18 protein-coding genes are annotated in these 22,145 nt (G+C 53.8%); 9 read left to right on the top strand and 9 right to left on the bottom strand.

Translation table 11 applies throughout. From position 1 onward, the window contains the following. A partial coding sequence (locus F556_RS38430; RefSeq protein ID WP_020619891.1) for a cadherin-like beta sandwich domain-containing protein occupies positions 1-2,764 on the top strand: 2,764 nt, incomplete at its 5' end. A gap of 164 nt (positions 2,765-2,928) precedes the next feature. On the opposite strand, the gene F556_RS0125745 is transcribed toward F556_RS38430, so the two are convergent. After that, entirely contained in the window at positions 2,929-3,864 is a 936-nt protein-coding gene (locus F556_RS0125745) for an oxidoreductase (RefSeq protein ID WP_020619890.1), read from the bottom strand. Positions 3,865-3,986: 122 nt separating this feature from the next. On the opposite strand from F556_RS0125745, the gene F556_RS0125740 reads away from it, so the two are divergent. Continuing rightward, the gene (locus F556_RS0125740; protein ID WP_020619889.1) at positions 3,987-4,400 is read left to right on the top strand and encodes a MerR family transcriptional regulator; all 414 of its coding nucleotides are present in this window, start codon (positions 3,987-3,989) and stop codon (positions 4,398-4,400) included. A gap of 328 nt (positions 4,401-4,728) precedes the next feature. Here the strand turns inward: F556_RS0125740 and F556_RS38060 are convergent, their stop codons facing one another. The 7 genes from F556_RS38060 to F556_RS0125700 all read right to left on the bottom strand — a co-directional run bounded on the left by F556_RS38060 (position 4,729) and on the right by F556_RS0125700 (position 12,216). After that, positions 4,729-5,016, bottom strand: a complete 288-nt coding sequence (locus tag F556_RS38060; protein WP_157272952.1) for a hypothetical protein — start codon at positions 5,014-5,016, stop codon at positions 4,729-4,731. After that, complete coding sequence (locus tag F556_RS0125725; protein WP_245583137.1) at positions 5,013-5,687, bottom strand: MerR family transcriptional regulator; 675 nt, start codon at positions 5,685-5,687, stop codon at positions 5,013-5,015. Before F556_RS0125725 ends, F556_RS38060 begins: the two co-directional genes overlap by 4 nt. Positions 5,688-5,836: 149 nt before the next feature. Continuing rightward, positions 5,837-6,973, bottom strand: coding sequence for a S1C family serine protease (locus F556_RS0125720; RefSeq protein ID WP_020619885.1), 1,137 nt, complete (start codon positions 6,971-6,973; stop codon positions 5,837-5,839). Positions 6,974-6,996: 23 nt separating this feature from the next. Continuing rightward, positions 6,997-8,175 carry an FxLYD domain-containing protein gene (locus F556_RS0125715; protein WP_157272951.1) on the bottom strand — a complete coding sequence of 393 codons (1,179 nt, stop codon included), beginning with the start codon at positions 8,173-8,175 and terminating at the stop codon, positions 6,997-6,999. A 599-nt stretch (positions 8,176-8,774) separates the two neighbouring features. Continuing rightward, positions 8,775-9,998 carry a S1C family serine protease gene (locus tag F556_RS0125710; protein ID WP_020619882.1) on the bottom strand — a complete coding sequence of 408 codons (1,224 nt, stop codon included), beginning with the start codon at positions 9,996-9,998 and terminating at the stop codon, positions 8,775-8,777. Between the two features lie 28 nt (positions 9,999-10,026). Further along, entirely contained in the window at positions 10,027-11,877 is a 1,851-nt protein-coding gene (locus F556_RS35220) for a zinc-ribbon domain-containing protein (protein ID WP_020619881.1), read from the bottom strand. 87 nt (positions 11,878-11,964) lie between these two features. Further along, positions 11,965-12,216 carry a hypothetical protein gene (locus tag F556_RS0125700; protein ID WP_020619880.1) on the bottom strand — a complete coding sequence of 84 codons (252 nt, stop codon included), beginning with the start codon at positions 12,214-12,216 and terminating at the stop codon, positions 11,965-11,967. A 316-nt stretch (positions 12,217-12,532) separates the two neighbouring features. Between F556_RS0125700 and F556_RS0125695 the strand changes: the two genes are divergently transcribed. Beyond that, the gene (locus tag F556_RS0125695; protein ID WP_169447643.1) at positions 12,533-13,273 is read left to right on the top strand and encodes an AfsR/SARP family transcriptional regulator; all 741 of its coding nucleotides are present in this window, start codon (positions 12,533-12,535) and stop codon (positions 13,271-13,273) included. Positions 13,274-13,358: 85 nt separating this feature from the next. Here F556_RS0125695 and F556_RS0125690 read toward each other — a convergent pair whose 3' ends face one another. After that, positions 13,359-14,438 (bottom strand): GTPase, encoded by a 1,080-nt coding sequence (locus tag F556_RS0125690; protein WP_020619878.1) that lies wholly within the window; start codon positions 14,436-14,438, stop codon positions 13,359-13,361. Positions 14,439-14,695: 257 nt separating this feature from the next. Here F556_RS0125690 and F556_RS0125685 point away from each other — a divergent pair, with 257 nt between their 5' ends. From F556_RS0125685 to F556_RS0125660, 6 genes are all read left to right on the top strand, one after another. Next, positions 14,696-15,394: a DUF542 domain-containing protein gene (locus tag F556_RS0125685; RefSeq protein ID WP_020619877.1), complete on the top strand. Its 699-nt coding sequence runs from the start codon at positions 14,696-14,698 to the stop codon at positions 15,392-15,394. A gap of 791 nt (positions 15,395-16,185) precedes the next feature. Further along, positions 16,186-17,457, top strand: a complete 1,272-nt coding sequence (locus F556_RS0125675; protein ID WP_026297491.1) for a hypothetical protein — start codon at positions 16,186-16,188, stop codon at positions 17,455-17,457. Between the two features lie 217 nt (positions 17,458-17,674). Then, positions 17,675-18,769: a response regulator gene (locus F556_RS36645; RefSeq protein WP_020619876.1), complete on the top strand. Its 1,095-nt coding sequence runs from the start codon at positions 17,675-17,677 to the stop codon at positions 18,767-18,769. Between the two features lie 58 nt (positions 18,770-18,827). Continuing rightward, a complete protein-coding gene (locus F556_RS38055; protein WP_157272949.1) occupies positions 18,828-19,187 on the top strand; it encodes a hypothetical protein in 360 nt (119 codons plus the stop codon). 98 nt (positions 19,188-19,285) lie between these two features. Beyond that, entirely contained in the window at positions 19,286-21,400 is a 2,115-nt protein-coding gene (locus F556_RS39110) for an exosporium glycoprotein BclB-related protein (protein ID WP_051108795.1), read from the top strand. Positions 21,401-21,541: 141 nt separating this feature from the next. Then, positions 21,542-21,865 (top strand): hypothetical protein, encoded by a 324-nt coding sequence (locus F556_RS0125660; RefSeq protein ID WP_020619875.1) that lies wholly within the window; start codon positions 21,542-21,544, stop codon positions 21,863-21,865. Positions 21,866-22,145: the final 280 nt, after the last annotated feature.

Here is a 22,145-nt window from a genome sequence, read left to right as displayed (position 1 = left end):
CTCGACGAAGACCTATACGGTCGAAGTGACGCGGGCCGCTTCCAGCAACGCGAATCTGAGCGGCTTGACACTGAGCGCGGGCAGTTTGGATCCCGTCTTTGCATCGGGCACGGAGGAGTACAGTGTCGCTGTTGTCAATAGCGTGAATACCATCGAGGTTACGCCGACAACGGCCGTCGGCACATCTACCGTGACGGTCAATGGTGAGACGGTGACTAGCGGCAGCGTTTCTGATCCGATCGCGCTGAATGTCGGCGAGAACACAATCACCGTGGAGGTGACGGCGCAGGACAGCTCGACCAAGACCTATACGGTCGAAGTAACACGGGCCGCTTCCAGCAATGCGAATCTGAGCGGCTTGATGCTGAGTGAGGGCAGTCTGGATCCCGCGTTTGCATCGGGAACGGAGGCGTACAGTGTCGCTGTTGCCAATAGTGTGAATACCATCGAGGTTACGCCGATAACGGCCGTCGGCACATCTACCGTGACGGTCAATGGCAATGCGGTGACTAGCGGCAGCGCTTCTGATCCGATTGCGCTGAATGTCGGCGCGAACACAATCACCGTGGAAGTGACGGCACAGGACAACTCGACGAAGACCTATACGATCGAAGTGACGCGAGCCGCTTCCAGCAATACGAATCTGAGCGGCTTGATGCTGAGTGAGGGCAGTCTGGATCCAGCCTTTGCATCGGGCACGGAGGACTACACCGCCACCGTTGCTAATAGCGTGGATACAATCGAGGTAACACCAACCGTGGACGACGGGCCATCTACCGTGACGGTTAATGGCGATACGGTGATCAGCGGCAGCGCCTCTGACCCGATCGCGTTGAACGTCGGTACGAACTTGATCACCGTGGTGGTGACAGCGCAAAACGGCTCGACCAAGACCTATACGGTCGAAGTGACACGGGCCGCTTCCAGCAACGCGAATCTGAGCGGCTTGACGCTGAGTGAGGGCAGTCTGGATCCCGCGTTTGCATCGGGCACGGAGGACTACACGGCCGTCGTTGCCAATAATGTGAATACAATCGAGGTAACACCGACAACAGCCGTCGGCACATCTACCGTGACGGTCAATGGCGAGACGGTAACTAGCGGCAGCGCTTCTGATCCGGTCGCGCTGAACGTCGGCGCGAACATGATCACCGTGGAAGTGACAGCGCAGAACGGCTCGACGAAGACCTATACAATCGAGGTGACGAGAGCCGCTTCCAGCAACGGGAACTTGAGCAACCTGACGCTGAGTGAGGGCAGTCTGAATCCCGCCTTTGCATCGGGCACGGAGGACTACACCGCTTCCGTTGCCAATAGCGTGAATACGATTAAGGTAACACCAACCGTGGACGTCGGTACATCTACCGTGACGGTTAACGGCGATACGGTGACCAGCGGCAGCGCTTCTGATCCGATCGCGCTGAACGTCGGCACGAACACAATCACCGTGGAAGTGACAGCGCAGGACAGCTCAACGAAGACCTATACGATCACCGTGACGCGGGCCGCCTATTATTCTTCCGACAATGACTATGACTACGATAATGACTATGACAATGACGAAGATAATACTCCTCCTAAGCCAGTGGATACAACGTATGTCATGAGGCTAACGAATGAGGGGAGCGCGTCCCACACGCATACTTTTACCTTCGAACAAGGAGAGTTGCTGCGTGAAGTCATCCAACTGGATAGCGGCAGCTTAAATGAGGGGAAACCACTAGATGCTTGGGTTTTGACCATTCCCGCGCAAACCATGAGGGCTCTTGTAGCGTCTAACCTCGAGGGAACGGTGCGTGTGCTGACCGATGTCTCAGCTTACGACCTGCCAGTATCCGTATTGTCCGGGATCGATGCAACCGGCGTGACCGAAGTCACGCTGCGCATTGGACGTGTCGATTCCACGATTATGCACGAGATGGAGCAAGCTGCTGCGGCGATTGGCGCACGATTGGCTGCCGTTCCGGTTGAGACTGAACTAGCTGTGATAACTGCTGATGGCAAGCGGGTCGTGCAACGCTACGCACAGTATGTCTCCCAAACGCTAGCTTTGAAAGAAGCTGGCGATTCGGATCAACAAACCGGGGTTCGTTACCATCTGTCGGAACGAACATTCCAATTTGTGCCGTCCCGGATCGATGGCGCAGAAGCCACGTTACAGAGCCGTTCCGGCGGCATTGAAACCGTGTTGGTCCAATCCAAAACGTTTGTAGATGTGGACGGTATATGGTCGGAAGAGGTGATCAAACGCTTAGCCTCAAAGCTGATTGTGTACGGTAAGGATGAGGGGCGCTTCGATCCGGACACGCCGGTAACGCGTGCGGAAATGACAGCGATGCTGGTTCGATCGCTGGGTTTGCAGGTAGATCAGGCCGAACGATCCCACTTTAACGACGTGAGCCCGGCAAGCTGGTACTCCAGCGTGTTGGCTGCGGCAGTCCGGGAAGGGTTGGTGCAGGGGGACGGAACCGGCAAGTTCCGCCCCGAAGAGCACATCAGCCGAGAAGAAACAGTGGTTATGATTATGTCGGCGATGCGATACGCAACTATCCAGTCGAAGCCAGACATAGATGTGGACCTATCCTTTTATCAGGATAGCGATCTGATCTCGTCCTGGGCGAAGAACGCGATGGCCGAAGCGGTACAAACGGGATTAATTTTGGGTAATGAAGAAAACCAGCTTATGCCGAACAAAAATACATCCCGAGCGGAAGCAGCCGCCATGATCGACCGCTTGCTGCGGACGATCGGATTCATCGATTAATTGAAGGGAGCCATCACTCATGATTGGTATGGGGGATGGCTCTTTTGCGTTGCAACTAACCCAGCACAAGAGGAGCACCACCATGAACCCCACAGAAGACATCTATATGTTCGGCAGCAATTCGGGATGGCGCAATGGTGCAGTGGCTGTATCCCCCTGTGCCGTTAAGACGGAAATTTCACCTTAGTCAAGGTTTCCGATGTGTCCCACAGGGTTGAAGCCACTTCCATATCTGTTGCCTGCGGTGCTAGCTTGGCGATGGTTGGATAGCCTCGCGTTTCACTCATTCGGGAGGGGCCGTAATAGGTACCGCCGGTCGCTTCGGGGGCTGTAGCGGCATAGAGCGAGGGCCAGGCGCCGTGGGCAGCCGGCTGAAAGAAAATCGGCCCTAACAACAGACGGACGAGCCCTGCCGGGCTATTTTTGCCTGCGCCATTCGGAATCAATTCCGTTCTTGAAATACCCGGATGCGCTGCCATGCTGGTAATGCCCCAGCCGGCTGCCTCGCTTCGCCGTTGCAGCTCAAGTGCAAACATCAGACACGCCAGCTTCGACTGGGCATAGGCGGTCATTGGCTTATACTGGCGTTCCGATTGCAGATCATCGAAATTAATCTCGCCCGAACGATGAGCGATGCTGCTCAAGGTGACCACTCGTGGTTGATTCGCTTTTAGCAGAAGAGGCAGCAGTTGTGCGGTTAGCGCGAAATGTCCAAGATAGTTCGTTCCCAGTTGAAGCTCAAAGCCATCCTTGGTCAGCCTGCGCTGTGGTGGATTCATGACGGCTGCATTATTAATTAACAGATCGAGGCTGCTGCGTTGTGCCCGGATCCGCTCGCCAAACGCGTTCACCGATCGCAAATCCGCCAGGTCAAGCTTTTCGAAGCGGATCGTTCCAGCAGGTTTGAGGGCGTTGATCTTGTGTAACGCTTCTTCGCCCTTCTCCTTGTTACGGCCAGCCAGGATGACGTCCGCGCCTGCGCGGGTCATCTCTAGTGCGGTTTCGTAGCCAATTCCTCCGGTGCCAGTAATAATGACGGAACGGCCTTTTTGCACGGGGATATCTGTTGCATTCCAACCACGCTTCATTGTTTTTGTCATTCCTGAGCTCTCCTTTAAAGATCTTGTGTGTACCAGAATTGTAAATTATACTCATGGTAGCACTTTGAGTTCTATCGAAGTCAAGCGCGTTTATTCATCCTACTTTTAAGGGGAGTTTCGTCTTGTACACCATTAACGAGGTTGCGACAATCTGTGATATCTCCGTTCATACCATCCGCTTCTATGATAAGGAAGGATTGCTTCCCTTTGTGACTCGCAATAGCACCGGAAATCGGCAGTTCAGTGATTCGGACCTGGAAGTGATCAAGCTGATCTGCTGCCTCAAGAACACAGGGATGCAAGTCAAGGATATCAAGCATTACATTGCATTGTGCATGCAAGGGAAAGAAACGGCCTCTGTCCGCAGAGAACTCATGAGGAACCACCGCAAGGCGGTGCTGAGGCAAATCGAGGATTTCAAGAAGAGTCTGAATGTGGTTGATTTGAAAATCGCTTTTTACGATCAATATCTTGCTGCTCCCGATGCGGGCTACGATCCCTTGACCTACATGCTGGAGCATAAGCCGCGTGATTAACTTCACTGGAAAAGGAAGAATGTAGAAAAACACTTAGAGTTGGCTCTAAGTGTTGAGTTGAGGATCAACGACTGACGCCTTCAATCGTCATCGTGGGCGTTCGGCAACAATAGGGGACATATAATCTGGGGTGAGGTTATGAATAGGAAGTGGATAGTAGTTGCGATTTTTTCAATAATCATTTCTGTCGAAGATTTATCCTTCCTTGAAGCGTCCTCTGTCTCCTCTATCAATGCACTTCCCGATCACAATAAATTTGTAACTGTCAGAGGCATTCGTATTGGCGACAGCCAGTCTAAGATTTATGAAAAATATGGATCTGAATCGTTTAAAAGCGATGTCTACGGAGATGCTTCCGGCTATACGCTGCATAAGCGGGGGGATGAAATCCTGCTTCATTATATTTCTCATACGCTCGAAGACCGGTGTTACCATGGATCGGATGCTCTTTTAATGGGAATACAACTTCCAACCGTTTTGCATCAGAACGATAATTAGCGTAAATAGATTCACGGTCACTGAAATGATCATAAGTCTGAAATATATCTTGAAATTCTTCCAAGATTTCTTGAATATCTGCAGGATAAAGGAGGGAGGTGGCATTTATTTCTGTCACTTTCTTGCTATCCCTCCTGCCATCTTAAGAATTTCAGTCGATTCCTCAACAAGATCTTTCCAGTGATTATAATCTGTTGGATCATCCATCTCATCCCCATCATACTCACTAAAGGCCTCTTGATAAGTTTCAGTACCATATTTAATCTGATATTCGGCAATCTCTTTATAAATTTCACCTAATCGTTCAGATGGGGGCTGTTGCATACGTTTTTTCTTCTGACCAATCATTTGCATGAGAACGCCATATACTGGATCACGTAATAGTTCTACTGCATATTTAGGAATTTTGTTTTGCGATCCATTATTTAAACATTCCATTCCTTGCTTAATATATTTATTAAGTGTTACCGTAGAAACGCCAAGTTGCTCGGCGGCTTCGGATGGCTTGATTAAGTAGTTTTTCTGATAGGAAAATTCGATGAAATCCCCACCCAATTCATAGTACCAAAGCTCAAAATCAATTTTTAGTTTTCCGAAATCAATGTCGTCTGCAGGCCACTCTATCTTATTTAAACGATCCAACCACTTAAATAAGTTTTTCTTGTGCTTTGGTGAAAATAAATACTCTGGCGAAAAGGAAATATCATGTATTGTTATTCCGGCAACTTTGTCCGAAAACAAAGTCGATAAGCCCGCAAGCAATTTTGAAAATATATAGTCAGTACCCATTGCCAGTGACAATTGGTTTTTTTCCTTATAAGCAAGTTTATACCTTATTAATTGATATCGCAGCAGAAAGAGCCGGACACGCAGGCCCGGCTCTTTCTACTGCTTGGTTTATTATTTTTACGTGCCTGCATCCATATCCTACATTTAAGCTACAACTTCTTCCCAGTCCCCGACACAATCTTCAGGCTGTCGTTCTCCAGTTTGACTTGGTAGACCTGGCTATATGAACTCAGGATTCGCTCGCCTTGACGAGTTTCCCAGGCTTCAATAATTAGGTTCACCTCGGCACTACTTGCTGTCGACTTCCCCACATGGAGACTAGTCACGGATACACTAGACGTATTAAGATAGCCCTCGCGGAATTTCGCGTAAGATGTCTTGGTCTGCCAGTCGCTGCCAAGGAGACTGTAGGCCGTCACATAGTCGCCGTTGTTCAAGCTCTCATAGAAGTAATACAACAAGTAGGAGCTATCCTCTGCTATGTATTCTGCTGTGTAGGCATCCAGAGCGGTATCGTCAGATGAATCATTCGCTAATGATTGATCCGGATTGTTGCTCCAATTCTCCAGCATGTCAGCAACCTGGTGGTAAGGAATGCTAAACCCGATCTGACCCTGGACTGTTCCGGCCGAATTAATCCCAATCACTTTGCCTGTGCTTTTCATGACCAGAGGGCCTCCACTATTGCCGCCAGCAATAGGAGCGGAGATTTGATACACACCCACATATTTGGTCTGGTCAATCTCCAGGTCCCGGTCAACCCCGCTGATAATCCCTGTGGTCACGGTGTTCTCAAGCCCCAACGGGCTTCCAAAAGCCAGCACTTCATCCCCGATATCCGCTTTTGTTTCCGAGTCTACCGCAATTGGCGTTTTTCCCGCCAGTTCCTCCACCCGGACCAGGGCAATGTCCCTTTCCTCATGGATCCCGATGACTTTTCCTTTATACAGGCTAGTATCGCTCATCTTAATCTTGACTTGTTTTGCCCCGGATACGACATGGGCATTGGTCACGATATCGCCTCTATCATTGTACAGAAAACCGGAGCCGATCCCAGAGCCGTCATCGTAGACGGTTTGTATGGATACGACCTGTTTCTGATGATTGCGAATCATTTCTTTGAGGTCAGATTGCCCTTCGGATGTCTGTTCCTCCGACATGATCCTACCAAGTGGCGATTCTGCTGCTGCGACAGGGTTGCTCCAACGCTCATGAAGGTAATATAGGCCGCCGCTTCCAGCTGTAAGAGTCATCAGAGAGAGAATAATTAAGAACCATTTCTTCATCGGTGCTGCTCCATTCTACTTGGTTAATTCAATACCCACTCAAAAGAAGTCACATTCGCACGTTCCATATATTGATAGTTGTAGTATTGGCTGCTAAATGTTGCTGTGCCGCCAACCTCCACGTAATAAGGGGAGACATAGACGGAATCTTCGCGAAGGTAATTGCCCCATTCATCGTAGAGGTCGTAGAAGACAAGAATTGTGCTTAGCGGGCGGGTTGCTACATTCTTGACTGTGCCTTCAACATGGAAGTAGCCATAGTTATCGTTATATACTTCGAGCTCGACGAGCTCGACGGCGTGAGTTCGGTTCAGGAGATCCTCCTGGGCGGCCGCTTCCATTGCTTGTTGGATGCGTTTCTGCTCCGCATCCTCATAGGCAGACTTCTCTTTTTCGATGGTTGCTTTGAGCGCAATCAGCTCGGTATGGTCTTTCTCCAATGAAAGAGCTTCGTTGACTGTAGTCAGTGCCTTTGAGAAATCCCGACTTTTTAACTGTTGTGATGCTGACGCTTGCGCCAAGCCAGTTGCTTTATTTATAATGTCAGCCTTGACCACTTTAGCCTCTTCACTCTCATACGTTCTGAGATGATGCAGAAGAGGAATAAGGTCTTTGACTGTTTCTATGGTCATGAGCTCGGCATTGGTTCTGGCAATAACGATTGTCTCTTCCCTGCTATTTATTGTGCCAAGAAGTTGGTCATAGATGGGACCCGAGCGAGTATTCATTTGCTTCTTGACCGAGTCAATCACTGTCATGGCTTCATCGAACTGTTGCTGCTTGATTTGGTCGCTGGTAGCCAGCACACTTCTTTTAAGCGTTATGGCGTCCTGCAGCAGGCTGTGGCTTGCCAGTAGAGTGGGATGTGTCGGGCGTTTGGCAAGAGCCGCTTCTAGAGCCTTCAGGCTCTCCGATAGTTGATCCGATAAGGCCAAGGCCTCTGCCTGTTCTAAGAGCCCTGCAACCTCTTGGTCGATCTGGTCATGATAGTGATACAGCAGGGCTGCCGCAACGACAACGAGCAGCAGGCAATTGATAGGGAATAGCCACAGAAGGTTGGATGATTTACGAACAGGTGACGCATGGGCTAATGGTTGTTTCCCCGATGATGAGGTTTCCAGGCCGCACTGGTTACAAAATTTACTTTGAGATTGTATTTCGCTCCCGCAGTGTGAACAAAACATAGACTCGATCCCTTCCAATAGGCTGCTTTGTTTTCCTATATTTGATTAGAAGAACAAGTATATTTATACCATAAAACTGAAAAAAACACAGCAAAAAAATAGGTCTAAAATCCTTGTTTCCATGAGAGGAAGTGCTGGAAAAGGAGGGTCATTGATTCAAAAGAACTAATTTTTAATTTCATTAATCAGGAAGAGATGGTATGATAATGTCGTATGCAGGACAATAGTCCTTGCAGTGCGGGGTTCATATCTATTTACAGGAAAAGGGTGCTATCTTATGCGTATTCCAGTTACTTCAGCAACGAATTCAAAAGGGTTAAAGCTTCTTCTTGCACTCGCCATCTTGGCCATTACAGTTACTATGACTATGGGAGCGAATTCCCACGCTACAGGCACACAAGGAACAGCCGCTCTTGGGGGACATGTAATCTCAAGTCATACTTCAGATGCAAACGCGATTGGTTCCGGCGCGGCCAAGCTGGGTGGAAGCGTCCTGCACGTGGCCATACTCAACAACCAATAGAGGCATAGGATGTGTGCAGACGAATAACCCCCAAGAGGTCACATCGTTGTGTGTCCTTCTATGGGGGTTATTTTATCGAAAAATGGAGTTGGTCCTACATCTTCTCGCCCGTACCAGCAATGATTCGGACGACGCCATTCTCCACATCGACATGGTAGACTATGCTGTAGGAGTTGTAAACTTCCTCTCCGTCCTCATCCTCGCGAGCTTCGATCAGCAGGGACACTTGCACGCCACTACCATTCTCCCTCGGGTGAAGCTCTAGTTCCAAGATGTAGACGCCTAACGTGCGTTCATAGCCTGCCACGAATTCCTCGTAGCTGGTCCGGCTCTGCCAGCCGCCGCCAAGCAAATTGTACGCTGTAGCGTAGTCGCCGGCATCGACACTGTCGTAGAAGTAGCGGACGATATATTCACTATCCCGAATTAAATCCTCTTCGCTGTATGGATTCTCGGGTTGCTCTGGTTCCTCTGGCGACGGTGGTGGTGGTTGTGTCAGATCCTGGTCCTCATCGTAATTCCCGCCTGGCGGCCCTTCAGGTGGAGCAATCGGAATCTCAGCTACCGTGGGGTCTGGATTGGCACTCCAATTCTCCAGCATATGAACGACCTGGTGATACGGGATGCTGAAGCCGATCGTCCCTGAATTCGCAGCGGCCGAATTGATCCCGATGACCTTGCCTGTGCTCTGCATAACCAGCGGCCCGCCGCTATTGCCTTGGGTAATGGGCGCAGAGATCTGATACACTCCGACATATTTGGTCTGCTCAATCTGCAGGTCGCGGTCAAGACCACTGATGATGCCGGTCGTGACGGTGTTTTCGAATCCTAGTGGGCTGCCAAAAGCGAGCACCTCATCCCCGATATCCGCCCGTGTCTCCGCGTCCACCTCCAGCGGCGCAGTTCCGACGAGCTCCTCCACACGAACGATAGCTATATCCTTCTCAATATCCATGCCAATGATGGTACCCGGGTAGGTACTGGTATCACTCATGCGTACAGACACTTGCCGTGCACCCGCCAGGACGTGGGCGTTGGTCACGATATCTCCCAGCTCATTGTACAAAAAGCCAGATCCGATGCCTTCGCCCTGATCGCCTATCGTCTGAATCGAGACGACAAGCTGCTGATGCGTACGAATCAGGTCCTTCAGCTCGGGGGTCTGCTCCTCGGTCTCTGCTTCGGGATTGATGCTCCCCAGGGAGGAGGAGCTGGCAGTGATAACCGGGTCGCTCCAGCGTTCATGCAACAGATACAGTCCGCCGCCGCCAGCCAGTAGGATGACCAGCGACAGCAGGATCGATAATGTTCTTTTCATCGGCGTTGCTCCATTCGCATTGGTCTAGTCAGACGCCCCATTCCACACGCTTGATAATGGCCCTGTACATGTTCTCGCCATCCTCGTGGTAGGCTTCAAATTCGGCCTCCGCCCCCGCTTCCAGCGTCAGCGGCGACGGGCGCATCGTATGCTTCTCCAGCAGCTGATCGTTTTGATCATAGATCTCATAATGAAGCAGCAGGGAAGGGAGGGTCCGCGAAGAGATATTCTTCAGGATGCCCTGAATATGAAACCGTCCCGACGCGTCGAGCTGAACCTTCATATTCAGCACCTCGACGGGGCTTTGTTGTGAATCGCCTTGGCCTTGCTGCCCTTGCTTGGCTTCTTCGAGGGCATCGCGGATTTTCTGAGCCTCTTCTGCTTCGTACTTTGCTTGCGCCTCTGTAATGGATGCCTTCAGCGCAGTCAACTCCTCATGATTGGGGGCCAACGACAGCGCTTCGTCCACGGCAGACAGGGCAGCGGGGTAGTTTTTTGTTGCCGTCAGGGCGTTCACCCGCTTTTTAACCACTTCTACAGCCTTCTCGCGGATTTCTTCCTTGAGAGTCTCGGCTTCCTCGCTCTCATAGTCGCGAAGGCGATTCATGAGTGGAATGAGCTCGCTGACGGTTGTCAGACTGGCGAATTCCGCTCGGGTATTAGCGACGATGCTTGCGGATTCGAGCTCCTGAACAGCCGTTTGCAAATGATTGTAGATCGGACCGCTCCGCCGCTCCAGCTCCTGCTTGACCTCAGCAATCGTAGTGGCTGCTTCTTCGTGCTGCTCTTGCTCGATCTGGCCCCTTGCGGCTGCCACATTCTGCTCCAGCGCGACCGCATCCTCCAGCAGCGTCTGGTGCTCCAGGAGCACAGGGTGCTCCGGCTGCTTGGCAAGCGCCTGCTCAATACGGGCGAGTCCCTCGGGGAGCTGGCCATCCAGCGCGAGCTCTTCGCCCTGGGCAAGCAGCGAGCGCACCTCCTGGTGCGTCTGCTCGTGGTAGAGGTACAGTCCGCCGCCAGCCAGAAGAACGAGAATCAGACTAGTGAGTGGCATGATCCAGAGCAGGTGGTAGGCTGCACCCCTCCGCTTGGGGGATGGCGCTGCTCCGTCTGCGGTCTCCATGCTGCTGGCACTTTCGCGGGAACTGCGGTCCCTGTTGTTTACCCTCGGATTTATAGTCTCTGTGGGATCCACAGGCGGCGCAACGAAGACGGGGCGCACTGGCTGGTCCGCACGATTGGCATCCGAATTGGCGGGTTCAACGGAAGGAGCAGGACGAACAACTACCTCCTCCGCAGGTACGACGGTGGCTTCCTCCGCCGGGTGATGGGGAACAGTCTCCGCTTCCTCCAGGGCACGGTCATACGAGGTTTCTCTGCTCTGAACAGCCCTGTCGTCCGAGTTATTCCCGGAATTAGGGTCATCCGAAGGATAGGCGAATCTGGGGACCTGTTCGTTGTGGGTGTTGTCACTTACCGATTCTGTATCGGGAATCTGCGAGAAGTCCAGCTCATCGGCATACACCTCTCCATCTACAGCCCGGGCATCTGCAGAAGCCTCCCGAACCTCAACCTCATCAACGGGTGTACTGGTAGTACTTGGATCAGGGTAAGGATCGGCATCCTCCCCGCTTGGTTCATCTAGGCTGGCACTCTCTGGCATGGGCGACGTATCGTCTGGATTCCGTACCTCTTCGACAGGCGCCACTCCACTCGAAGCATCCGCTGTCGGCAGTTGACTGTTGTCACCAGCAGCAGGCGTGGTTTCCTTCATTGAACCCGAATTCGGGCGAATGTCCGCCGCGTCGCGCTGGGCACCGCAGTGCGGGCAGAACCGGCTCTCCGGCGGCACTTTTTTTCCGCATTGGGAACAGAACATCGAATCGACCCCTTCAAACCGAACTTTTAGAAACGTCTCATTAAAAATACTTATACCAAAAAAAAGAAAATCAAACAGTGGACAGGGTTATGATTTTACTCGGAGGTAATAGTGATATTTGCGTGACCACAATTTATATTGCAGCGGACTCAGCACCACGTGGATCAACGCCGCGCATAGAATGAACGCAATCTTATACTTCATGTCCACACCCTGTAGCAATAACAAAGTGAAAAACAAACCAATTGCAGCGCCCCACGCCGCCATGAACAACACAAACAGCACCTTGTATCCTGGCCGAGTTTCGACTTTGCTCCACAGGTCTATATACCAAGGCATTTCCGCTTCAACTCCTTCGCATCGGATGGTGACTGCAAGCGCCGTGTCCTCACGGCTCTGCCATCACTGTGACGGACCGTTGCTAAGATAACTTCGGAAGAGTTCATGCTTATTTACGTATTTGGTCACAGACCGTTGCAATTTGCGCTGTGTTATTGCATGCCAGCGGAGGGCATGGTGTTCGATTAATAGTAAAATATTCTTTTCAAGCCTTGGTTCGATCCGTTTTTTTTGTTTTGTAACCCAGCCTACAGAAATGTTGTGGTCAATCGATTACGATAATAAGGAACGGGGCGGGGGGGGGGCGACACGAGAAATGAGTAGGATGGCAAATGTGACGAACGAACGGGTGGGGAAGGAGCAGTTCCAGATCCGCATGCTGGGTTCGCTTCGTGTCACTGGCCCATATGGCCAGGTTAAGTGGCGGACGGTCAAGAGCGGCGAGTTGTTCGCCTATCTGTACCTGCATCGGACGGTTGCGGTGGACCGCATCCTTGACGAGGTGTTCCTAGACGGCAAAACGGATAATCCCAAGGGCTATCTGCACACGACCATCTACCAGCTACGCAAAAGTCTGGCTGCGTCGGGACTGTCAGAGTCCGTAGTTATCAGCTGCGACCAGGGCAGCTATCGTCTGGAGGTGCAGAATCTAGAAAGTGACATCGAAGCATTCGAACGAGCCGCATCGCGGACGGCGTCCGATCAGGAAACGCTCTGGGAGGCGGTAGGGTTATACGGGGGCGGATTGCTGGAGGGTGTGGAAAGCCTCTGGGTGATTGAGCGTCGTGAACGTTATCGCAGACAAGTGATGGGGATGGGCAGCCGGCTGGCGGGGCTGCTCGAGACCCAAGGCGCGGTGCGTCATGCCCTGGAAGTTGTGCAGAAGCTTCACCGACATGATCCCGGCAATGGTTCGCTGGCGTTTCATGTGGCGCGTCTGTACCAGCAGCTGGGGCATCGCGGACTGGCCGATGATTATGTGGAGCGGTATCTGCTGCGGTACCGGGAGGAATGGGGCTTCGAGGCTGAGCGGCCAAGGCTAGTTTATAGCGGGTGATAGAGGGATTGGAGGAGCAGCTGGACCATAGAAAAGGGACGCCGGGAGGGGCGCCCCTTGGAACTTGGATGCAGCAAGCCAGCAATTACTGCTCGCGGAATTTCAGTTCTTCTTTGAAGATGGCTTCCGCAATCTCGTAACAGTCATCCAGGTAGGCTTTGCCCGTGAAGTAAGTGATCGAGAAGCCTGCCGTGGCCGAGACGGCCTGTCCGATGAAGGGGACGTAACGGGATAGTTGCTGCGTCGCTACTTTGCCCGCTTGCCGCTGTAGCAGGTGGGTGATGCCCTGGAAGGAAGCGGACTTCAGCACGTTGTTGGCGACGCTTGCCAGATGCGGCACGATGCGGGCACCAGTCTTGATTCGATCCTCCGAGAGGTCGAAGCTCTTGCGAATCTGCTCCAGCAGTTTCTGGAGAATGCCTGCATCGATGGCGAGGTTCAGCCCAGGCACCGGATTCAATCCGTTGGCGGCCGCCGCGGCGCTGTTGAGGAGCAAGATTTTCTCACAGGCCTTTTTTTTTCGGACCAAAAAATCCAGTGAATACGCCTTCGCATTCCGCTCCCACTTGGCTTGCTTGGACGAGGAGAGCCGCACATAGATTTCGTCGATCAGCTCGCTCAGGCCTTCCTCCGTGACGCAGCTCGTGAAGATAACCTTGCTCTGCGCCCCGTACCGGCCCTCGACGGCCTGCCGGATCTCAGCCTTCAGCTCGTCCCGGTTCTTCTGCTTCTTCGTATCGAAGAGGGTATCCGAGAAGTTGCGCACGAAGATACACGGCTTGCCCTTGGCCACAATCTGGCGGAACAACGCATCATCAGCCTCGTGAAACTTGCCGGAGAACACACATAGGAACAGATCGTAGCGGTCCAGATCGAACCGTTTCCAGTAGCCTTCTGCCGGAAAAGCGGTCGTGCCGTAGCCAGGCAAATCTGTCAGCAGCAAGGTGCCGTCCTCACCCCAGGCGACGCTGCCCGCTGCTACGGTTGTATCGGTATTGGTTGACACCTGGGCGACATTGTCCCCGATGATAGCGTTGATAAGGGAAGATTTGCCTGCGCCGGGCTGGCCGAACAAGGCGATATTAATTTTGGTTTGTGATTCTTTTTCTAGCGCTCTATGGATTTCATTCATCGTTTGGAAGCCGGTTTGATTGTCCTTGCTCATCGTGGTTCCTCCTCTAACGTGCTTCATCTTTCTTCGTCTATACTATGTATATAACCTGCAGGATGTTTTCCCATTCATGAGAGACTTGAGGGGGTCAAATATTTCCGTCTATCTTACTATATACCACTTGCGCAGCGGACTCTAGTCGGGGCTCCTCTGGTTGAAGTTACCCCGGGCTTAACTGGATTGTGAATATAATCACATACGAGAATGTGTGCGCGTTGTATACTGCGAAATATACGAGGAGGGTGAGAGAGATGGAGGCTTATTTTACAGGGAAAGAGAAAGTGGAATCGGTCGTAGAGGCGTTCCCCGGAGCAACTCAGCTTCTGCGTAAGGCACATATCGACTTTTGCGTGGATGGGGACTTGTTCCTGATGCAGGCGATCGAAGTGAGGGAGATAGATGCAGATCGGTTTATCGGGAAGCTGAATTCGAGCTTTGAACAGGCGAAACGGCGTTCCCACCCGGACCGCTCCGAATGGCGGCGAACCAGCGTGTATCAGCTCATCATGCACATTGTGTACAGCCATCATCGCTATTTACACTCGGAGCTGCCGCTCTTGGGTGAGCTTATCGGGCAACTGGTGCAAACCAAGGGTGCGCTTTACCCCGAGCTGGTGGAGCTTCATCAACGATTCCAATCGTTTCAGCAGCGGTTGGAGCGCCAGATGACGGAGGAGGAAGAGGGTGTGTTCCCGCTCTTGTTGGCCTTCGGCGAGCATCCGACGCCAGACCGGCGGCAGCGGGTGGCTGCGCGGATCGAGGCGCTACAGCCGGATTACCAGGCGGTTGGCGAAGATCTGCAGGCGATCCGTCAGCTCACCGACGACTTCGCCTGGCCCGAAGGGGCGTGCAAGACGCACATCCTGGCCTATCGCAAGCTGGCCGAGCTGGAGTTCGACCTGCACGAGCACCTGCACCTGGAGCAGCAGATCCTATACCCACGGGTGTGAGTGGCAGAGGTTGCGGCAATAAAGTAGGGTGCCAAAGGTTAAACGTAGATCAGGCGGTGATACAACGAGTTAATAAGGGCTAAACAGGCGGGGGCGCAGCGCTCTCGCTTGGTTGGCGTGCCGGGAGTGGCGCCAGCCCGTCGGCTTGCGAGCGAACCAAGTAAAATTTTACCTCTCATTGTGCTCGACTGCCGGTTGTTGAGCGAATCAAGTAACCTTTTACCCCTGATTGTGCTCGACTGCCGGTTGTTGAGCGAATCAAGTAACATTTTACCTCTCATTGTGCTCGACTGCCGGTTGTTGAGCGAACCAAGTAACATTTTACCCCTGATTGTGCTCGACCGCTGGTTGTTGAGCGAATCAAGTAACATTTTACCTCTCATTGTGCTCATCCACTGGGTTTCGAGCGAATCAAGTAACATTTTACCTCTCATTGTGCCCGTCCGCTGGCTTTTGAGCGAACCAAGTGACATTTTACCCCTGATTGTGCTCGACTGCCGGTTGTTGAGCGAGCCAATTACCCCTGATTGTGCTCATCCACTGGGTTTCGAGCGAACTAAGTAACCATTTACCTCTTCTGCTGCCATCCAGCCCACTATCGCCAAATTCAAGTAACCTTTTCCCCCTCATGCCACCGTACCTTGCCTAATCGCCCGCTCTATCTGGGAAAAAACACCATCCTGTTCAGAATTCGTTTAGTGGCGTGCGGTATAGTAGTCCCTATACATGCATTCCCGCCGTGTGACAGGAATTCAAACTGCAGATGTTGCAGCGGGGGAGAGGGAGACTTGATGGCAGCAGCTATTGTAATGATAGAGAACGGACAGGCTTTGAAGGAGGCGCTGGCGAGTGCGCGTTGTGGTAGCCTGATCAGATTGGCCGCAGACATTCGTCTCATGTATGAGAGCGTGAGTGCACGCCCGGATGCCCGGCTTACCCTGGACCTGAACGGCTATACATTGGCCATCGAACGGGGCAGAGTTGATGCTGCGCTGCGGGTACCAGCAGGTGCAACACTCGCCATTGAGGATAAGCGAGGCGGCGGCCGATTGACGGCAACCACCGGAGCTGCGGGCGCGTCCGCCATTGGTGCTGGGCCGGATGGCGCTTGCGGAGAGATTGAGATACATGGCGGTACCATCCGTGCCTGTGGCGGCCCGGACGGCGCCGGGATCGGAGGCGATTCTGGAGCAACGGTTACTATTCATGGCGGTACCGTCGAGTCAACAGGCGGGATGTATGGGGCTGGCATCGGCGGTAGCAAGCACAGTGGTGGTGGCGACATTATCGTCCGGGGTGGCACACTGACGATTCGCGGCGGTGACTACGCAGCAGGTATTGGCGGCGGATATGCTGGAGACGGCGGGCGTATTAGTATCTATGGTGGGATGCTGGACGTTAAGACCGGTTACCTGGGTGCGGCGATCGGTGGAGGCTATCGGGGCGGCTGCGGAACAATCACTATCCATGGCGGAATTATCGTAGCCACAGCAGAAGCTTACCGCTACTTGGACCTGGGCGTCTGGAGTGGAGCGGCGATCGGCAGCGGCGTCATGGGTGGCGGTGGCTCCATCAATATTCACGGTGGCATGATTACGGCACGGGGAGCAGCCCAAGCGGCAGCGCTCGGCGGTGGGACCGATGCATCCGGTGCAGCGGTAGCGATCCACGGAGGCGAAGTGGTCCTGAGCGGCGCAGGCGGCTATCGCGGTACTCTCATTGGCGCTGGGGCGGCGGATGCGCGTCCGCCTCAGCCTTCGGGATCGCTTTTCAATGGCGGCAGACTCACCCTCTCCGGGGACGGTAAGCTCTGGATTCCTCCAGGCGAACGCTTCGTTAACGAAGGGGTCGTCTCCGGTACGGGATACATCGGGGGTGAAGGCCGGCTTGTGAACCGGGGGATTATCAATACTCTATATACGGGCGGTCTCGTCTATACGCTGCCGCTGCATGGCAAGGAAGGACCGTCTATTGGCGGGCGAGTCCGCAACCACGAGACAGGCCGCCGCTGCGGGCGGCAGCGCGAATGCTCACCAGCACTCGGACGATTGGCACGCGAGTAACAGTCCAGTTAAAGGCCGAATAGGACGAGTACATGTAGGCTCGCCGTGTTGGATAGACTGGCAGGGGATTGCAGGATCATTGTCGAATAGATGCTTTACAAGCAACGGGTGCGTACGGGAGCGACAGTCGCATTTTCTCGTAGCAGAGCGGATCGTGCATGGGAATCGTGCGGCCACGGCAAAGGCACGAATACAGGACCAGGAGGTGTGCCGCCCTATGAAAATGAACGCGATCATCGTAGACGATGACAGACCGGCCATCGAGGAGCTGGAGGATGCGCTGGCAGAGGCGGGACTAGTTGGTAAGGTGGAAGGCTACACCCGCGCCGCCGCGGGCTTGGAGGCCATCCGAGAAGAACGGCCGGATATCGTTCTGCTGGATATTCAAATGCCTGGGCTGACTGGCTTGGAGGCGGCTGCTGAACTGCGCCGGGCAGCTCCGGAATGTGCAGTTGTATTCGTGACTGCTTATGCTGAGCATGCGATTGAGGCCTTCGGCCTGGCTGCTGTTGATTATCTGCTGAAGCCGGTTGATCCGAAGCGGCTGCGGCAGACGCTCCAGCGGATCTGGGACCGCAAGCGGCCGCGGATGGAGTCTGAGGCGGGGCCGCCTGCTATAAGGCTATTCGGCTCGCTCAAGGTTGCAGGGCCCGGCGGTCAGGTCAAGTGGCGAACGGCCAAAAGCGGCGAGCTATTCGCCTATCTGTATCTGCGGGGAGAGGTAGCCCCGGAACGAATTATCGACGACTTGTTCATGGACGGCAAGACGGATAACGCCAAGGCTTATTTGCACACCAGTATTTATCAGCTCCGCAAAAGCCTCGCGGCGACAGGTCTAAGCGAGCAATTGAGCATTGCCTATGATAAGCACAGCTATCGCCTGGAGACGAACGGAATGACCAGCGATGTCGAGCGTTTCGAGCAGATTGCAGCGCGGCACGGGGACAGCAAAGAGGAGCTGCATGAGGCGGTGAACCTCTATGGCGGCGAGCTGCTGGAGGGGCTGGGCAACCTGTGGGTGGTCGAGCGTCGCGAGCACGACCGGCGGCATTTTACGGCGATGGCCGGGCGGCTGGCTCAGCTGCTGGAGCAAGAGGGGGCTCTGCGACAGGCCCTGGAGATCGTCCAAAAGCAGCATCGCCATGATCCGCTCAATGAAGCACTGGCGCTGCATGTCGCCCGTCTGTATGTGGACCTGGGGCAGCATCGGCTGGCCGATGACTATGTCCGGCGGTACATGCAGCGGTACCGGGAAGAGCTTGATTCGAGCAACAGTCAGGTTGTAGATGAATACAAACGCATGCTGCGGTGAGCGTTGGATAGATAGCGAGTCGAGGGCACCTTTCCTTTGTTGGGGAGAGGGCCTTTTTGTGTGTATAGGAAACTATGATTTTTTATGTTGTGGATCAGATGTGCCTGGCAACTCGCTAGATGGTCGCTGTAACGCACCTTTGTTCCTCTATTTGTCGGGCAACCCGCCGATCGGCTGCTGTAACGCACCTTTGTTCCTCTATTTGCTCGGCAACTCGCTAGATGGTCGCTGTAACGCACCTTTGTTCCTCTATTTGTCGGGCAACCCGCCGATCGGCTGCTGTAACACACCTTTGTTCCTCTATTTGCTCGGCAACTCGCGAGTTGGTCGCTGTAACGCACCAGGTCGGTCGTCAGAGCAAGGGGATGAGTCTCTTAGAATCATCCGCAGGATGAATTTGTTGTTTAATTGCTTATGATTTCATATTTTGCCAATTTGTTCAGTAAGTGTTCAGTGGGTTCCTATATACTCCTTAGAAGCTATGCTAATTGTAATCATAAGGAGGAAGCATCACGTATGAAAAAAATCTTGTTGGCCTCGGCACTGGCCCTCGCCTTGACCTGGCAGCAGGCAGCACCGGTAAGTGTCTACGCTGAAGAGCAGGTGAAACTGGTCGTGGATGGCCAGACAATCACCCAAGGGGAGCCGCCTGCACTGATTGGTGGCGCGGTACTGGTGCCGTTCAAATCCATCAATGAACTGTTGGGGGCCGAGGTAGTCTGGGATAATGCAGCCAAAACGGCAACGGCAACTAGAGGAGAGGTGACCGTTGTGTTGCGGAGCGGGGAACTCGCGGCCACGATTACGAAGAATGGTGTGACGAGCCGGGTTGCCCTGGAATCAGCGGCCGTTCTTCAAAATGGCAGTTTACTCGTGCCGGTGCGTGTATTTGCCAGTGCTTTCGGAGCAGACGTAGCGTGGCAGGGTACAACACGGACGGTAGAGATCAGCTTCCCGGATCAGGGGAACGGCAGCTCCGGTGGTACACAAGGTCCGGCAGGGCCAGCAGGACCGGCCGGACCACAGGGCCCCGCGGGCCCGCAAGGTCCACAAGGGCCTGCAGGTGAGTCAGGTGTCGGCTTGGCCGGAATCAAGGCTTACGATGCTGTGGAGTCTTCGCAGTATGGCATGTATCAGGTGGTTACGTATCAAGGTGCAGTCTACGTCGCCTTGAAAGCTTCTCCGACAGGAGCGCCAGATGCGTCTGACGATTATTTGCTGCTGGCGGCCAGAGGACAAGCGGGTGGCTCGGGCCCGGCGGGTCCACAGGGTCCGGCAGGCCCGGCTGGAACGCAGGGCCCGGCTGGCGAGACAGGCGCAACCGGCCCGCAAGGTCCAGCAGGTCCGCAGGGACCAGCCGGTGTGCAAGGACCAGCGGGTGAGACCGGTGCAACCGGTCCGCAAGGTCCAGCAGGTCCAGCGGGTTCAACCGGTGCACAGGGCCCAACAGGAGAGACTGGTGCAATTGGTCCGCAAGGTCCCGCTGGCTCGCAGGGTCCAGCCGGCCCACAAGGTCCAGCGGGAACGCCAGGGACACCAGGGGCTCCAGGTACGCCTGGTGATACAGGCCCGCAAGGTCCCGCAGGTCCCGTAGGTCCAACAGGACCACAAGGACCGGTAGGCCCAGCGGGTCCAACTGGCCCCGCCGGTGAGCAAGGTCCAGCCGGGCCGGGCGGTTTTACCGGCGTGGTGGTTTTTGATCCTGCAGTGGCTCCTGGCTATGCGGCCTATCAGGTCGTCACCTATCAGGGCAGTGCTTACGCGTCTCTCGTAGCCTCGCCCACCGGCACGCCAGGCGCCTCCGCGGATTATCTGCTAATCGCAGCGGCGGGTCAGACGGGTCCGCAGGGCCCTGCTGGGCCTCAGGGCGTAGCTGGTCCTCAAGGTGTGCAAGGCCCACAGGGCCAGCCAGGGATGCTCACTGGGGTCGTTCACTTCGATCCGGCAGTAGCACCTACTTATGCTGCAGGGCAGATCGTGACTTACAACGGCAGCACCTATCAGGCCCAGGTGGCTCCGCCTACCGGTACGCCAGACACCTCCGCGGATTATATCCTGATTGCTGCCCGGGGGGCTGATGGTGCTGACGGAGCTAATGGAGGCTCATCTTCCCAAGGAACCATGATCCCTTATGCTTCCGGATTGCCGATTGCCATGACCACCATAGCTGGCGGCCTACCAGGTACGAGTTCGATCCTGGGGTTTGGCAACTCAGCTACTGGGATCTCCACCATAGGTGGAATGATTGATTTGACAGGCGCAGCTGGTACGCTGCTGAACTTCGCATTTATGATGCCGCGTGATGGGGCGATTACCTCTCTGTCCGGCTTCTTTAGCACAACAACAGCGATGAGTCTAGTAGGCAGCACGGTAACGGTACAGGCACAGCTGTACGAAGCACCAGCGGGCAGCAACTATTTTACAGCTATCCCCGGTGCCACGGTAACCCTTGCCCCGCAGCTTACCGGTGTTCTAACCATGGGTACAACCTCCACTGGCACGACGACGGGACTGAACATCCCTGTAGCAGCGGGTACCAGGCTGTTGCTTGTCTATTCTTCAACCGCAACAGGATTAACGCTGGTTAATACGGTTACTGGATACGCTAGCGCCGGAGTGAACATTCAATAGTTATTTCTTATGCAGCTTCTGCCCTAACAGGGGGAGCTGCTTTTTTTTGCGTGCAGGATTTTACAGATATATCCTGTTTGTTCATTGGTGGGTCAGTGGTAAGTTGTATACTACCAAGACGAAGAGAGGAGCTGAGTTGCCATGCAGGCACGAGTAGAACAGGGGAGCTCCAACATGATGCCGTCCAGGCCCAATATCCGATGGTACGAGCTGGGGCTGATTTTGCTGGTTGTCGTGCTATTGATGAGTCTGTTGACGGTGGCGGGCATCCGGATGGCTTATGGTGAAGAAGAGGCGGGGCGCGATACGAAGGAAACGAATCATGCGTCGTGTTCGCAGGAAGAGTGGCGGTGGTCGTCCGACAGCCGATATGCCGCCGAACCCCGTGAATTGGGCGTTGCGTGCGAAAACTTAACCGATTATCCGACGCTAACGGCCACCACGGCAGCTATTAGACGGATTTAAGGTGTCTGGTCAGAAACCTTGCAAACAATTTAACATGCAAGGACGAAAAGTGTTCAATCAAAGGCCTCATGTTCCATGCAGTTGGAGGCATCGTACTCTTTTGTAGTTACGCCCGCATGGAGTGGTCTTTGTTACTACCGCACGAGCAGTAACTTTAAATGGACACACCTCAAATAAGCTAGGAGAACAAGACTTTTTTTAGTTAGTTATGCAATTAAAAACCTCATCACTTGGTTCTAATAGAAGAGTAACCGACGCTTGGGATACCGTTTGGGATGAA

This window comes from Paenibacillus daejeonensis DSM 15491 (assembly GCF_000378385.1).
In the GTDB taxonomy this organism is placed as follows: Bacteria; Bacillota; Bacilli; order Paenibacillales; family Paenibacillaceae; genus Paenibacillus_D; species Paenibacillus_D daejeonensis.
Note: the sequence above shows the minus strand (reverse complement) of the source record. Positions and strands in the feature narration are given on the sequence as shown.